This window comes from Solemya pervernicosa gill symbiont (assembly GCF_002020875.1).
Taxonomy (GTDB): domain Bacteria; phylum Pseudomonadota; class Gammaproteobacteria.
In genome coordinates this window covers 20237-35038 of sequence record NZ_MPRL01000056.1, presented here as the reverse complement: position 1 = coordinate 35038, position 14802 = coordinate 20237, and the positions used below count along the sequence as shown (strand labels likewise).

Below are 14802 nucleotides of genomic sequence, written 5' to 3'. Positions count from 1 at the left end.
TTCGTCGTTCGCTCGCGCTCTCAACTACGAATAGGCAGACGGCGTCGACTATCGCGGACTAACCGCCTTCGCTTCGCTATCCATGGCGGTCAGCGAAGGAATGTGGGTTCAGCGCCCTTATAGGTAAATTCTACCTACCACCACGCCGTATCGAACCCTCGCCAAATTTGTCGAGGATTTCGTCCATGGCTGTGGTCACCACACCATCACTCTTAACGTCATCTGTCTCTTTCACGCCATTTTGTGCAAACAGATCAATCTGAATATTTTCACTCTCTTCCATGGCTGGTAGCTCATCTGCGACCACCACTCCGATTCCAATCAGCCTTAGTGCCTTTCCCACATAATCATTCTGCTTAAACAGCTCCCAGCCAAATCTTGCGATTTCGGCATCACTATCGGTTGCCCTCGTTAATTTTTGTTGGCGGGTATAGGTAGAGAAATCGCCCAGGCATACCCTGATATTTACTACCCCCCCTTTTTTGCCCTTTTTCCTTAAAGAGCGCGCCACGTTAAAGGCGAGCTTCTGCATGACCTGCTTTAGCTGCTGCGGATCGCTGATGTCTTCGCTGAAGGTGGTCTCCTTCGAGATGGAGTGTTGTGGTTTATGGGTGGCGGCTCGTTCCGGGTAACTACCTCGTGCCTGGTGGTAGAGAGTGCTGCCGGTACGCTCTCCTACTGCCTGCTTTAACGCTTCGAGAGTGTAGCGCTCTCTGAGTTGTCCGATGGTCTCCACATTCAGTTTGGCAATGCGCTTAAGGGTCTTGGGTCCGATCCCCCGCATCGCCTTGAGTGGGAGTGCATCGAGAAAGCGGTTGATCTGGTTTTTACTAACAACGGTCAGACCATCCGGTTTTCGATATTCCGAGGCGAGTTTAGCTATTAATCTGTTTGGACCGATACCGATCGAGCAGGTGAGACCAGTCGCCTCTTTAATGACCGCCTTACATCGTGTCCCTATCTCTTTTGCTGAACCGCTTAACTTTTCCATCCCCGAGAGATCGAGATAGAACTCATCAACCGATGCCTTCTCTACGACTGGCGTCACGTCATGTAGCGCCTCAAAGATACGCCGCGAGTAGTCTGAGTATTTGGCCATATCGCCGCGTAGGAAGATGCCATCGGGGCAGAGGCGATAGGCGGTGTTGGTCGGCATCGCAGAGTGAACCCCAAAGGTACGCGCCTCATAGGAGGCGGTGGCAACCACACCACGACCGCCTGGGCGGCCACCGATGATGACCGGCTTGCCACGATATTGAGGATTCTCGAGCTGCTCGATCTGTGCAAAGAATGCATCCAGATCGACCAGCGCAATCAGGGGTTCTGCCACGTTGCGGTCTGCTTCTGCTGGGAGTTAATAGAATAGTGAGAGTATACCTTCCACTCTTAGGGGGCGGAGTCACTACTGACTCCGATCACCGAGCCACCTCCGCCAGTTCAGCTGTTTGGCCCCACAGGCGCGCCTGACAGAATCACCTGAATACGCATTCATGATGAATTTAGTCGGGTTTCTGCTTTACTCACCTATATCCCTTGTTGCTGGCTACCCACACAGGAGACCGACGAGATGAGTGAGAGCGTCAAATTCAAATTCCCCGGCACCCAGATTGATGTGGAGTGGGACAGTCGGCTCTGTATTCATATGGGCGAGTGCGGTCAGGCGGAGGGTGAGCTGTTTGAGGGTGGACGTGAACCCTGGTGTAAACCCGATCTGGTCGATCTCGACAATGTGGTCGATGTGATTGAGCGCTGTCCGAGTGGGGCGCTGACCTACGAGACGAAGGACGGGAGCACCACCGAAACTGTCGCTGATGAGAACACCCTGCTGGTCTCCTACAACGGCCCCTATTTTCTTAAGGGTGATCTCGATATTGAGGGTGCTGGCGACGATATGCCTGGCGTCCGCTACCGGGCTGCACTCTGTCGCTGCGGAAAGTCGAAGAACAAACCCTTCTGCGACAACCAGCACGAGAACATCAGCTTCCACGATTTCGGTGCCGTGGGTGAACAGGGAACAGCCCTGGAGATAACCAGCGGAAAGCTATCGGTCAAGGCGCTACCGAACGGTCCTCTGCTGATCGACGGCAATCTCTCCATTCTCAGTAGCAGTGGTCGGAGCGCCTGGAGCGGCACCAACGCTGCACTCTGTCGCTGTGGTGCCTCGAAGAACAAACCCTTCTGTGACGGCAGCCATAAAACCGTCAACTTCGATAGCAGTAATTAGTTTCAGGGGATGTTGTGAGGAGCTGACAATGAAGACTATTCTGATCGCGCTCATCACTCTCTACGCAGGCCTCACTCTGGCCGAAGAGAGCGCCCGCTATGTCGAGCCACCCTACGAGGAGCCAAAGGTGGTCTATGACTTCTACCTGGATGACCCGGAGAAGATCAACTCGGCGCTCTACTGGATTCGCTCGCTGATCAATCCCCTCACTGAAGCACCCTATAACTACGCGCCGGAGTTTATGGATATCAAGGTGGTGATCCACGGCACCGAGATCGCGACGGTGGCGAAGAAGAACTATGCGCAGTATGAGGAAGCGGTCGAGCGAATGCGTTATTACGCCGCTCTGGGTGTGGAGTTCAAGGTATGTAATCTAGCTGCTACCGATTATGACTATCAGGTTGCCGATTTTTATGAATTTATCGAAGTTGTCCCTTCGGCATTTCCTGAACTGGTGCATTGGCAGCAGCAAGGGTACGCACTGATTACACCACAGGTCTTTACTCGTACCCGGACGATTGAAGAGGATCGTTAGTTAACCTTCCCCACCCTCTTTAATAGAGCGCCTGTCTCAAGCCACCTTCGATTGCTGATAACCAGCCCCTGTCAGCTCGGTCGCTTCATCCCGTAGGTAGCGTCGACTAAATCCCAGGAAATCGTGATTACGTTTAAGTATCTCAGCCACGGCGGGGCTGGCCAGACGCAGCTGCCAGCAGTGGCGCTGTGACGAGCTATCGTTGTAGGCCTTGCCGACCATCACTTCGCGTACACCGGGGATCTTCATCAGGATCTTTCTGCCCTTGCGGGTAATCAGTTCCTCCTCTTCGGCATCGACGCCGGGGAGATTGAACTTGAGCATGTACTCAATGCCGTGCCACGGCTGGCACTGCTCCATCACCTCTGCAGCGCGACCGGCGCTGCCCCAGACGCGCATCAGTCGACCCGCCTCCTCTTCCACACTCTCTCTGACGCCGCTGTGGAGCTTCAGGTAGTTGTCATCGGCATCCTTGGCGTTATTGCGTAGCAGTTCTGCTACACGATCGGTAATGGCGGTGAAGTAGTTGACCTTGGCGATGCCACTGGCGATCAGTTTGCGAAAGTGATCATCGCTAAGACCAGAGCTGCCGTGCAGCACCAGCGGGATCTGTAGTGCCTTGTTGATCTGCTTCAGACGCTGAAAGTCGAGGCGCGGTTTACCAACCAGCCGCCCGTGTACGGTACCGATTGAGACGGCAAGAAAGTCGGCCCCAGTAAGACGCACAAAACCACGTGCCTCCTCCACCGATGTAAAGACCAGCTCATCACTATTATCGGGGATGTAACCGAGCTCTGCCTCAACCGGCACACCGATGCCATGCGCCATCGCCACCACCGCCTTAGTGGTCTCGATATTCTCCTGCAGCGGCATGTGAGAGCCGTCAAACATCACACCATTACAGCCGTGGCGAACACCATTCACCGCTCCCTCCACACCACTACCGTGGTCGTAGTGGATCGCCACCGGCACACTGCTACGCCGTGCAGCCGCCTCCACCGCAGGGGCGAGCAGTTCGATATCGAAGTGCTGCAGATGCGGCTCGGCCAGACCGAGAATGACCGGTGCACGACACTGCTCGGCGGCGTGGATCACCCCCTGCAACAGCTCCAGGCTCACCACGTCGAAGGCGCCAACCGCGTACTGGTTGTCGTAGGCGTGGCGTAGCATGTCCTTCATCTGTACCAGTGGCATCGCTATCTCTCAATCAGTTAAGGGGGTTGGTTTGTTCGTCTGCTCACCAAATAGCGGCAGGCCGTGCTCGGCGATATGCCTCTTCATCTCAGCAGAGAGACGCAGGATCGGCAGACTCATGCTGAGCGCCTTGGTATGGCGCTGAATCAGTGCCAGTGCTTCGCTCTTGTCATAACGAGGACGGGTGGAGAACTTGCCGGCGCCGCCCTCAACCTTCCAGCACTCATCGCACCGCGCCGCATGCAACCAGGGGCTACGGGTCTCAAAATAGGCACGCTCAACACTCGCCTGCCACGGCTTGGCCAGCCGGGTCAGTATCTGCGGGATCTCTTGATCGTAGAGTCGCATCAACGGCCCCATTTCACGGTCGTAGCGCAGTGCATGCACCGCACCATCGGCCCAGGCGATACCGTCAAGATCGCTCTTCACCACATGCATCAACATCAATTTCAGCGCCAGTGATGCCCACTCCTTGCGAAAAGGTGCCAACGGAATACCACTATGCAGTCCGTGTTGAGCGATCGCCTGCTGCCAGTCGCTCTGTAGCTCTTCGATGAAGAGCACCTTGCTACCATCCTCGCTGTGGCGAATCTTGGTGCGGATATGCAGCAGTACATTGCGCTCATGGTAGTGGGCCGTGAAGTGGGAGCGGTGGTAGTCTGGCAGCGTCACCAGCCACTCTCGATACGCCTCGCCACCGTGCAGGCTCATATATTCGTAGGGCTTGCTGTAGGTGAGTGCCGGGCGTAGCCGATGGCTGCTGCGGGCATGGTTATCGGCCGCCTGCAGCGCGGCCTCACTGGTGGGGAAAAACAGCGCACTGTTCTCGCTATCGGTCACCACCTTGCCGTAGGGAGCGAGCAGAAACCAGCGCGGCTGATCACTACCGTGAAGTGCGCGTCCATGCGGCCGCACACTTCCGATACGGTAGCTGGGCGACTCACATCGGTAGCGCACCACACAGAGATCCTGATCATCGATCGGGTAACCAGACATCTGCAGCTGGTAGGTCGGAATGCGTTTTGCCACCTCGGTAAAGGGAAGATGGGCCTCAAGGTCACACTCCAGATCGTTACTCAGTCGCGGCACGATTTGTGTGAAGTCGAGCGATTCGAGTAGCGCCGCTTTATCGATGCCCGCCTCCCCTGCATGCTCAGAGAGAAACTCCGGCAGCCTCGACCAGTCGAGCTCCTCACGGCGCAACCCGTCACGGCGCATGTTGAGCAGGGTGCGCTGCCACTGCTCAGCACTGGCTCGCTGCTGCGGCAGTGCCTCGATACGATCTCGAAGCTGGCTATAGAGCTGACTGGGGTAGTCATGCACCTCTTCACTGGCGGTGCTGCGCGCTGCCAACAGACGGGTACGCGCCTGCTCAATCACCCGCCTCTGGGGAGCTTCGCGCAGCCAGTTTGCAAACCAGCGGCGGTCACCCTCCTCGAACTGATCGAGCCATTCATGATCGGCGAGCGTGTGGCCGGAGAAGGTGGTGCAGCCACGACAGCCGTGCGTGTTATTGGTGGGGTCGATCAGAATATCGACCAGCGGGTAGAGCTGACGGTGGGGGGTAGTGCTGGTTACACGCAGTTTCAGACGACGCGCATGGTAGCGCGCCCGTTCTGACATGATCTCCACGTACTTACCGCTGGGTAACTGCGGCATTCTGCACCTCCGTTCAAAATTGCTTTCGCGTGCTGATAGTGCGTTGCGCACGCGACCTCAAATTTTGTTTACCTAACTACTCCTTGTCAGGAAAATCGATCACATCATGCGATCCATTCTCCTCTTCAAGCTGTTCGCCCAGCAGCATCTCCATCGCCTCCAACACCCGGTTTCTGATCATCACGGCATTGGCGTGGAAGTAGCGCAGCTGACACTTCACCGGTAGATGGATCGCCTCACGTCGAGTTTCGAAATCGGTCCACGCCACCACCGGAATATCGTTGAAGGCGCGATCGACGACGATCCAGGCATCGCGTTGCAGGATAAGATCGAGCGTCTTCAGCTTTGGGATCGAGAGCCTGATCTCCTCACCGAGTCGCTTGAACGCCGTCTGTACGGTGCTGTAGTGCAGCGCATTGATCTCACCATCACGAGTCGCATAGACGGGCACCTCGTTGTGGCGGGTATACATCAGGCCGCCACTCGTCGACTACGCCACGCGGGCGAGTTCGGACCCCTCTTCCCAGCCACTCTCTCTGGCGCGCTCGACCGCCTCGCTGTGGATACGACTGAAACGCTGACGCAGATCATCGGGCAGATTGCCGACCATATAGTCGTACTGTTCCCACTCGGCATCGACGCGACGCCACAGCTTCTTGATGCCGGTGGCGGGCCACCCCTCGCAGCTCTCGCGCTCGGGGATCATGCCGAAGATCCAGGCGTTACGGATGATCTTGCCCATCTCGGTCATACCGCCGTTGCGGTCGTTGTGAATGCCTACATACTTCTCTGCACTCTTCATACTCAACCTCCTAACTGGTCAGGCTGGCGAACAGGGTCGGCAGCTTCTCCGGTAGACGATCGACATTGTCGATAATGGTGTAGTTGCTCTCGCCGAAGATGCGCTTAACGTAGCTGTCGGCGTTGGGATCGAGTGTCAGGCAGTAGCTGAGCACGCCGTGACTGTAGAGCTCCTCGACCGCCTTCTTGGTGTCGTGGCGCAGATGTTGCGGATCACGCTCGTCGATATCGGCCGGCTCACCATCGGTGACCAACAGGATCAGCTTGCGACGCTCAGGCTGTTTGAGCAGGTGGTGACCGGCGTGGCGCAGTGCCGCACCCATGCGGGTCGAGAGACCACCCTTCATTCCTGCCAGGCGTGATTTTGCCTCATTGTCGAAGTGTTGATTGAAGTCTTTGAAGCGGTAGTACTGCACATCGTGACGCCCATCGGAGGCGAAACCGTGCAGTGCAAAGGGATCGCCGATACCTTCAATGGCGGTGGCGACCAGTGTCGCCGCCTCACGAGTCAGCTCCAGTACGGTCTTGTCCGATCCAGCCATCTTCTCGTTGGTCGACTCGGAGAGGTCGAGCAGCACCACCACCGAGAGGTCGCGATTCTTCAGTACGTTGCGCATGGTGATGCGTGGATTGGGCTGCTCGCCCATGCGGATCGAAACCATCGCATCGATAGCGGCATTGAGATCGATCTCGTCACCATCCTCCATATTGCGCACCCGCTGCACACCCTCGGGGGTGAGCAGATCGATAATCTGTTTAATGCGATGGGCAATTGGCTTGTAGTCGGTAAGGATCTGTTCGATGTCATCGACATCACCCTTCGGCTGGCGGCGCTCATAGACTGTTGACCAGTCGGGCCGCGCCAGCTGGATCTGGTAGTCCCACTCCTGGTAGTGGAACGGCTCGGAGACCGGCTCCTTGCCCCACATGTCATTGAAGCTCTTCTGGTTCTCGCTGAGATCATCCTCGTAGGGGTACATCTCCGTATCGCAGGTCCAGATCTCCTGCGCATCGTCACCGGCCAGCTCACAGTCGACCTCGTTGGCCATCTCGATGACACTCATCCGCTTGCGCACCTGACGCTGGCTGGCGGGGATGTACTCCTTACCGAGGTTGAAGTCGAACTCCTCGAACTCCCAGATAAAGCGGTTGTCGTCGCGGTAGGAGATGCGGTTGCGTTCAAGGATGCGTAGGCTCGGCACCTCCTTGCGGGCGGAGAAGATGTTGAACAGCTCCATGCCCATGTGCCAGGAGAAGCTGTTGTCGTCCTGCTTCTCGACAACCTGCTCATGGAAGCGCTGGGCGAAGGCGTTGAGCTCTTCATCACCGCAAGAGGCGTTGCTGTCGAGCAGCATCTGCGCCACATCCTCCAGAAGCTCCATGGTCGGATGCTCAACCGCCGTCTCATAGTCGTGGGCGAGCAGCGTTCCCCACAGCTTCTTCAGACCGGGGAATTCGTTGACCGCCTTGTACTCGATACGAGCATCCTCGAGCATGCCGATAAAGTACATCTGTGCCGGGCTGAGCTGCTCGGCCGAGATCGGCTTGGTAGTGTAGGACATATGTGCCGCCATATGTGCGGCGGTAGCGCGGTAGAGCTCCAGTCCACTGGTCTCGCCGAGATCATCGACCGCATCCGGCATATGGAAGATGCGGCTCTCGATGTAGGGCTTGAAGTCGGTGTAATCGGCGCCGGTAGGACGCAGGAAGAAATCACGGCCCCAGAGTGCGCGCAGGTAGAAGTTGAGCTTACGCTGCACCCTGATAAAGAGTACACCGCGGCGCTCCTTCTGCAGCATCGCCTTGCTATCAGCCGATTCAAGATTGAAGTAGGCGGTCAGGTTGTTGAAATCGCGGCGGTAGGCCTGGGCACCAAAGTTGGCCCAGCGGCGCAGGCCGCTGATGGTCAGCTTCGAAAGCAGCTCATCCATATGGTTGAGCATCGGGCGCAGGCCGCGTGCAGCGGTACCAGAGAGCTGGTGGATCAGGGTCAGGTAGCCGCGTAGCAGCTCGGCATCACCGAGATTACGTGCGGCGGAGGGCAGGCTACTAAAGAGCAGGCCAACCACCTCACCGGAGACCATCGAGGCGAGTTTCATCGCCGCGGTGATCACATCGGGAATCACATCCTCGCCACACTCCTTGGCAACCTGCGGCATCTCCTGCAGGTAGGTGATAACGACATCACTGCCGCGCCCCAGATTGCAGAGCCCCTTGGCGCCATCCATATAGTCCCGCAGTCCGGCAGGCGACATGATGCGAGCCGCCTCCTGGAAGGTGCCATCAAGCACGTCGCGCACCTCCGGTGCGGCATCCTGCAGAAACTCTTCGTAATCTTCGAGGTTAATGCTCATCGTTGCAGCCTCGCTACCGAGGCGCGCTATTCACGGAGAGACAATGCGCTATAACGCACCGGCCGATGTGAATACCGTACCCCGGCAGCCGTTATCGCTTAGCCGAAGAAGGTCTGTACCGCTGCGTCGAGCGTGTCGCGCATATCGGGATCGTCAGTCAGCGGGGTGACCATGGTCATCGAACACGCCTCGGTGGCATCGATTCCCTTGCTGATCAGCTGACCCGCGTAGACCAGCAGACGGGTCGAGATACCTTCATCAAGACCGTGACCCTTGAGGTTACGAGCACGATGGGCAATCTGTACCAGCTTGCCAGCGGTCACAGGATCGACACCCGACTCCTTGGAGACGATCGCGGTCTCGATCTCCGCCTCCGGGTAGTCGAAGTCGAGTCCACCAAAACGCTGCTTGGTCGACTGTTTCAGATCCTTCATCAGGCTCTGGTAACCGGGGTTGTAGGAGATCACCAGCTGGAAGTCGGGGTGCGCCTCAATCAGCTCACCCTTTTTGTCGAGCGGCAGGGTGCGACGGTGGTCGGTCAGCGGGTGGATAACAACGGTTGTATCCTGACGCGCCTCGACCACCTCATCGAGGTAGCAGATCGCACCGATGCGAGCGGCGGTGGCCAGCGGCCCGTCCTGCCACTTGGTGCCATCCTTATCGAGCAGGAAACGACCAACCAGATCGGAGGCGGTCATATCCTCGTTACAGGCGACGGTGATCAACGGCTTGCCGAGCTTGTGTGCCATGTACTCGACAAAGCGCGACTTACCGCAGCCGGTTGGCCCCTTGAGCATCATCGGCATGCGGGCGTTGTAGGCCGCCTCGTAGAGCGCAACCTCCCTGCCGACCGCCTCGTAGTAGGGTTCCTTCTTGATAACGTACTGATCGGGATCAACTGTAATATCGGTCATAGCGGCTCTTCTCTCTCGATAAACTTATTCTTCGTCGTCGGTCTCTACTTCACCGTTCCAACCGGCGGCTTTCGCCTTGGCGAGCGCCTCGTCATGGATACGGCTATGGCGTTCGGCCAGCTCCTCGGGCAGGTGGCTGACCAGGCAGCCATACTTGTCCCATTCGGCGTTGACCTTCTGTAGCAGTGAGTCGATTCCAGCGATGTTCCATCCCTCGCAGGTCTCTGACTCGGGTAGTAAACCAAATACCCACGCATCACGAATGATCTTGCCGATGGTGGTCATGCCACCATTAATCTCATTGTTGATGCCTACATACTTGTCTGGTTTTGCCATGATTCTGTTCCTCTCATTAGGTGTGAATAACGGGTAATGCGTTAAGCCTACTCTCTTAGCAACACTGACTGCACACACCTAATAAAAAAGCCCCTGACCGAAGGTCGGGCAGGGGCTTCTTCTAGCTACCCCAGGGGCTGCTTATGCAGCGACTCCGCGGTAGACAACCATCGAGGCACCTGCGCACTGGGCAAAGTTATCCAGGCCCAGCAGACGAACGTGATTGTCTGGGTGCGCCTTGTGGCACGCCTCCAGCTCAGCCAGGATCGCATCTACGTCGGTCTCACCGAACATAGGCAGCTTCCACATGTACCAGTAGCTACCCGACGCATTCTGCGGCTCGGTGTGCTCGATTGATGGGTTCCAGCCCTTGCTCACGATGTACTCGATCTGTGTGCGGGTCTGATCCGCGTCCATGGACGGCAGGTATGAGAAGGTCTCAAACTTGCGGCTGGCGTTATCGGCCAGGCTCGAATTGTAATCTTGCATATCACTCATGATTAATTCCTCAATTTAATTTCAAATTCGGTTCTGTAGAAGTGTTGCCCTCTTCGCAAACGGTTCAGTCGGGGGTGAACTTCCTACATGGTCCTGCAAACCATCTGCGTAGGAGCGGCGCTTGCCGCAAACCGTTTGGCCCGAGGGCTATCCCTCTTACTTGTGAGAAACGTCCAGTTTGTCGACGGTATCGAACTCGAACTTGATCTCCTTCCAGGTCTCCATCGCCATCTTCAGCTCTGGGCTGTGTGCTGCTGCGGCGGTAAGGATCTCCTTACCCTCCTTCTCCAGCTCACGACCTGAGTTACGCGCCTCAACACAGGCCTCAACCGCAACACGGTTAGCAGCAGCACCTGCAGCATTACCCCAGGGGTGACCCAGCGTACCGCCACCGAACTGCAGTACAGAGTCATCACCGAAGATGTTAACCAGCGCGGGCATGTGCCACACGTGGATACCACCAGAGGCAACAGGAAGTACGCCAGGCATTGAGCCCCAGTCCTGATCGAAGAAGATACCGCGTGAACGGTCTTCCTTGACGTAGGAGTCGCGCATGATGTCGATCCAGCCGAGGGTTGCCTCGCGGTCGCCTTCGAGCTTACCGACAACGGTACCTGAGTGGAGGTGATCACCACCGGAGAGACGCAGGATCTTGGTCAGTACACGGAAGTGGATACCGTGGTGGGGGTTACGGTCGAGTACCGCGTGCATCGCACGGTGAATGTGCAGCAGCATGCCGTTGTCCTGACACCACTGTGCCAGCTGGGTGTTGGCTGCCCAACCGCCGGTGATGTAGTCGTGCATGATGATCGGAGCACCGATCTCCTTGGCGTACTCGGCGCGCTTCATCATCTCATCAGAGGTAGGCGCGGTAACGTTCAGGTAGTGACCCTTACGCTCGCCGGTCTCGGCCTCTGCCTTCTGGATCGCTTCCATAACGAAGTCGAAACGGTGACGCCAGCGCATGAAGGGCTGTGAGTTAACGTTCTCGTCATCCTTGGTGAAGTCGAGACCACCACGCAGACCCTCGTAGCAGGCACGACCGTAGTTCTTGGCCGAGAGACCGAGCTTAGGCTTGATGGTGCAACCGAGCATTGGACGACCGTACTTGTTGAGCAGATCGCGCTCGACCTGGATACCCTGAGGTGGTCCATTACAGGTCATTACATAGGCAACAGGGAAGCGGATATCTTCGAGACGCAGAGCACGCAGCGCCTTAAAGCCGAATACGTTACCGACCAGTGAGGTCATTACGTTTACAACCGAACCCTCTTCGAACAGATCGATTGGGTAGGCAACGAAGGCGTAGAAGCAGGTGTCATCACCCGGTACGTCTTCGATAGAGTAGGCACGACCCTTGTAGTGATCGAGATCGGTCAGCAGGTCAGTCCATACGGTGGTCCAGGTGCCGGTTGAAGATTCAGCAGCTACAGCGGCAGCAACCTCTTCACGCGGTACACCCGGCTGTGGGGTAACCTTAAAGCACGCAAGAATATCGGTATCCTTGGGGGTGTACTCGGGCATCCAGTATGTTTCGCGGTACTCTTTTACACCCGCGTTATAGCTCTTTTCAGCCATGTCGTGTTGCTCCTCTTGTAACTACAAAAATTGCGCGGTTATCGTTGACCGCTGCGCTTGGTTAAGACACGATGCAAATCTAGCTGAATCACGAAATAATGGAAATTAATAGTAAATATGAGCGCCATTAACGATCGTTAATGACCTCATGAGTTGAGGGAACCATGATCAGAGCAACCCTGCAGCAACTGCGTGTTTTTCAAGCAGTTGCAGAGCATCGCAGCTTTACCAAGGCGGCCGAGGTGATCCACCTCACCCAGCCCGGTGTGTCGATTCAGGTGAAGCGATTGGAGGAGATTCTGGGGGTTTCGCTGTTTGAAAAGGTCGGTAACCAGATCTATCTGACCGCTGAGGGGAAGGCGCTGTTTGCCACCTGTCACGATCTATTTGAGAGGCTGGCGGTGTTCGAAGAGGAGCTCGCCTCGATTCACGGCGAGGTTGCCGGTCCGCTCAATCTCGCCGCCGTGACCACCGCCAAGTACTTCCTGCCCAACTACCTCGGTGCCTTTCTGCGCCAGCATCCCAACGTCGTGCCACAGCTCAAGGCGAGTAACCGCGAACGTATCATTGAGCGACTCGATGCAAACGAGGATGACCTCTACATCATGGTCACTCTGCCGCAGCGCGATGATATCGAGACACACCCCTTCCTCGACGACCATCTGGTGGTCTTCGCCCACCCTGAACATCCGCTGGCTAAAAAGAAGAACATCACCCTGGAACAACTAAGCAAAGAGCGCGTCATTGCCCGTGAAGCGGGATCGGGCATTCGCTTGACCTACGAGCGGATGCTCAAAGAGAAGGGAGTCTCCATTGAGCCCTACATGGAGCTCGGTAGCGGTGAGGCAATTAAACAGGCGGTCATGTCAGGCATCGGTATCGGCGCCCTCTCCACCTTCAGCCTCAAGCTGGAGCTGGAGACAGGCCGACTGGTGGTACTCGATGTGGAGGGTTTTCCCATCAGCCGACGCTGGCACGCCGTACACCGCAGGGGCAAACGCCTTTCACGTGCCGCACAGGCGTTTCTCGAATTTATACAGGAGGCGGAGATTCCCGGCGTAACCCAGCCACTCGACCTGGATGATTGAACAAGCCGCACTCTGCAAAGAGGTGATTGTTATCTACATAGCTAGCCAGCCAGCCGATCTGCGTCTCTTGCCCTCACTACTCCACCAGTGCTGACTGCGCGGCCTCCCACATCTCCATAGCTGCCTTGCGGTCGGAGCCCCAGCGGTATTGACCAATCTCACCGCTCTCACGAATCACGCGATGACAGGGGATCAGGAAGCCGATCCGGTTGGCCGCCACCGCGCTGCCAACGGCACGCTGCGCACGCGGTGAACCGACCGCTGAGGCCAGGGCGCCGTAGGAGCTGAGCTGGGATGACCCGATGCTCAATAGCGCCTCCCACACCTTGATCTGAAAGTTAGTGCCACGTAACAGGAGATGTAGCGGTTTATCGAGTGAGGGTTTGGCAAAAATCCGCTGGGCTAGATCGGCCGCCTCCCTATCGTTACTACTGAGTGTCGCCGCCGACCACTCTGCGGCCAACTCTTTAATCCACGCTTCACAACCATCGTCGCAGAAAGCGAGATTACAGATGCCGCGTGACGTCCAGCCGATCATTGCCCGGCCGAAGGGAGTGTTGGCCTCACCATAATTCACCGTTACACCCTGACCTAATGCGCCCACCTCACCTGGCGTCATCGCCTCGGTTGTGACCATCAGATCGTGCAGTCGGCCCGGACTGGATAGGCCAACCTCTATAGTTGTCTGTAACACTGCCTGTGACTGGCGCAACTGCTGCCTGGCGTGCTCCTTGGTCAGAAACTGGAGAAAGCGCTTCGGTGAGATGCCAGCCCAATTGCTAAAGGTGCGCTGCAGATGCGACACGCTCACTCCGAGCACCACTGCAACTTCAGAGAGCGACGGTTGTGCCATTGCTTGTTTTCGCAGATAGGCGATGGCCCGTTCGATCTCTATATAGCTGCGACTCTGATCAGACAGTGTGTCCACACAGCCTCTCCCGAAAAGATTGATTCGATACAACAGTTAGCCTCACCCAGCCCACCCCAACACGCCACCCGATTCCTGCTCTGGCTTGCAAATAAATCAAACTTTGCCCTGACCAACTATATCTGCAACTATCGAACTCAAACCAATAACAACGCATCGAACATTGAGGAGTTCACATGAAGAAGATCGTTGCAGCTGCCCTGCCCCTGATTGCTGCACTCACCCTTCCCGGCCTCACCAGCGCCGCCGGTTATGAGACCAAGGATCAGTGGTCGGCTAAGATCAAAAGTGAGAAGCGCATCACTGCCGCACTCTGCGCACCGGAAGGATATCTGGTCAGCTGCACCACCCCCTACACCGAAACAGAGAGCGACAAACCGGTGCAGACCTCGATTACCGCTGAAGCCTGCACCGAGTCGGTCGACTACCTCACTAAAGCGATGCTGCACGACGGCAAGGCCGACCATAAACCAGCGATGTTCTACCACAAGCTCCCGAGCAACATTGGTGCCGGTTACCAGATGGACCACTTCGCCTCGGAGCTGGGCAAGAATATCTTCGGACAGATCAGCGGTATACTCCAGCAGAAGGGAGGCAGCCTGATCCGCAAGCCGAGTGCGACCAGAAGCTAATGGTGACGCTGAAGATCAACGGCAACTGATCGATAAATTCCGCTTCTGCCACCCACCTAAA

At 56.8% G+C, this 14802-nt stretch carries 15 protein-coding genes; 4 read left to right on the top strand and 11 right to left on the bottom strand.

Features of this window, described 5'->3' with window-relative positions; all coding sequences use genetic code 11:
• Nucleotides 1-130 precede the first annotated feature (130 nt).
• Complete coding sequence (dinB, locus tag BOW52_RS12465; RefSeq protein ID WP_078484407.1) at nt 131-1330, bottom strand: DNA polymerase IV; 1200 nt, start codon at nt 1328-1330, stop codon at nt 131-133.
• Nucleotides 1331-1567: 237 nt separating this feature from the next.
• Here dinB and BOW52_RS12460 point away from each other — a divergent pair, with 237 nt between their 5' ends.
• Nucleotides 1568-2224: a CDGSH iron-sulfur domain-containing protein gene (locus tag BOW52_RS12460; RefSeq protein ID WP_078484406.1), complete on the top strand. Its 657-nt coding sequence runs from the start codon at nt 1568-1570 to the stop codon at nt 2222-2224.
• 28 nt (nt 2225-2252) lie between these two features.
• Entirely contained in the window at nt 2253-2759 is a 507-nt protein-coding gene (locus BOW52_RS12455; RefSeq protein ID WP_078484405.1) for a DsrE family protein, read from the top strand.
• 36 nt (nt 2760-2795) lie between these two features.
• Here the strand turns inward: BOW52_RS12455 and BOW52_RS12450 are convergent, their stop codons facing one another.
• From BOW52_RS12450 to BOW52_RS12410, 9 genes are all read right to left on the bottom strand, one after another.
• Nucleotides 2796-3953 (bottom strand): class II fructose-bisphosphate aldolase, encoded by a 1158-nt coding sequence (locus BOW52_RS12450; RefSeq protein WP_078484404.1) that lies wholly within the window; start codon nt 3951-3953, stop codon nt 2796-2798.
• Between the two features lie 9 nt (nt 3954-3962).
• Nucleotides 3963-5612 carry a hypothetical protein gene (locus BOW52_RS12445; RefSeq protein ID WP_078484403.1) on the bottom strand — a complete coding sequence of 550 codons (1650 nt, stop codon included), beginning with the start codon at nt 5610-5612 and terminating at the stop codon, nt 3963-3965.
• A 76-nt stretch (nt 5613-5688) separates the two neighbouring features.
• A complete protein-coding gene (locus BOW52_RS12440) occupies nt 5689-6084 on the bottom strand; it encodes a hypothetical protein (RefSeq protein ID WP_078484402.1) in 396 nt (131 codons plus the stop codon).
• Nucleotides 6085-6102: 18 nt separating this feature from the next.
• Entirely contained in the window at nt 6103-6414 is a 312-nt protein-coding gene (locus BOW52_RS12435) for a hypothetical protein (RefSeq protein ID WP_078484401.1), read from the bottom strand.
• A 10-nt stretch (nt 6415-6424) separates the two neighbouring features.
• A complete protein-coding gene (locus tag BOW52_RS12430; RefSeq protein WP_078484400.1) occupies nt 6425-8767 on the bottom strand; it encodes a nitric oxide reductase activation protein NorD in 2343 nt (780 codons plus the stop codon).
• A gap of 98 nt (nt 8768-8865) precedes the next feature.
• Nucleotides 8866-9681, bottom strand: coding sequence for a CbbQ/NirQ/NorQ/GpvN family protein (locus tag BOW52_RS12425; protein WP_078484399.1), 816 nt, complete (start codon nt 9679-9681; stop codon nt 8866-8868).
• A gap of 24 nt (nt 9682-9705) precedes the next feature.
• The gene (locus tag BOW52_RS12420; protein ID WP_078484398.1) at nt 9706-10017 is read right to left on the bottom strand and encodes a hypothetical protein; all 312 of its coding nucleotides are present in this window, start codon (nt 10015-10017) and stop codon (nt 9706-9708) included.
• 141 nt (nt 10018-10158) lie between these two features.
• Nucleotides 10159-10515 carry a ribulose bisphosphate carboxylase small subunit gene (locus tag BOW52_RS12415; RefSeq protein ID WP_078484397.1) on the bottom strand — a complete coding sequence of 119 codons (357 nt, stop codon included), beginning with the start codon at nt 10513-10515 and terminating at the stop codon, nt 10159-10161.
• Nucleotides 10516-10671: 156 nt separating this feature from the next.
• Nucleotides 10672-12093 carry a form I ribulose bisphosphate carboxylase large subunit gene (locus tag BOW52_RS12410; protein ID WP_078484396.1) on the bottom strand — a complete coding sequence of 474 codons (1422 nt, stop codon included), beginning with the start codon at nt 12091-12093 and terminating at the stop codon, nt 10672-10674.
• Between the two features lie 164 nt (nt 12094-12257).
• Between BOW52_RS12410 and BOW52_RS12405 the strand changes: the two genes are divergently transcribed.
• The gene (locus BOW52_RS12405; protein ID WP_078484395.1) at nt 12258-13181 is read left to right on the top strand and encodes a LysR family transcriptional regulator; all 924 of its coding nucleotides are present in this window, start codon (nt 12258-12260) and stop codon (nt 13179-13181) included.
• 76 nt (nt 13182-13257) lie between these two features.
• On the opposite strand, the gene BOW52_RS12400 is transcribed toward BOW52_RS12405, so the two are convergent.
• Nucleotides 13258-14109 (bottom strand): methylated-DNA--[protein]-cysteine S-methyltransferase, encoded by an 852-nt coding sequence (locus BOW52_RS12400; protein ID WP_236725732.1) that lies wholly within the window; start codon nt 14107-14109, stop codon nt 13258-13260.
• Between the two features lie 176 nt (nt 14110-14285).
• Here BOW52_RS12400 and BOW52_RS12395 point away from each other — a divergent pair, with 176 nt between their 5' ends.
• Nucleotides 14286-14741 (top strand): hypothetical protein, encoded by a 456-nt coding sequence (locus BOW52_RS12395; RefSeq protein WP_078484394.1) that lies wholly within the window; start codon nt 14286-14288, stop codon nt 14739-14741.
• The last annotated feature ends 61 nt before the right edge of the window (nt 14742-14802 follow it).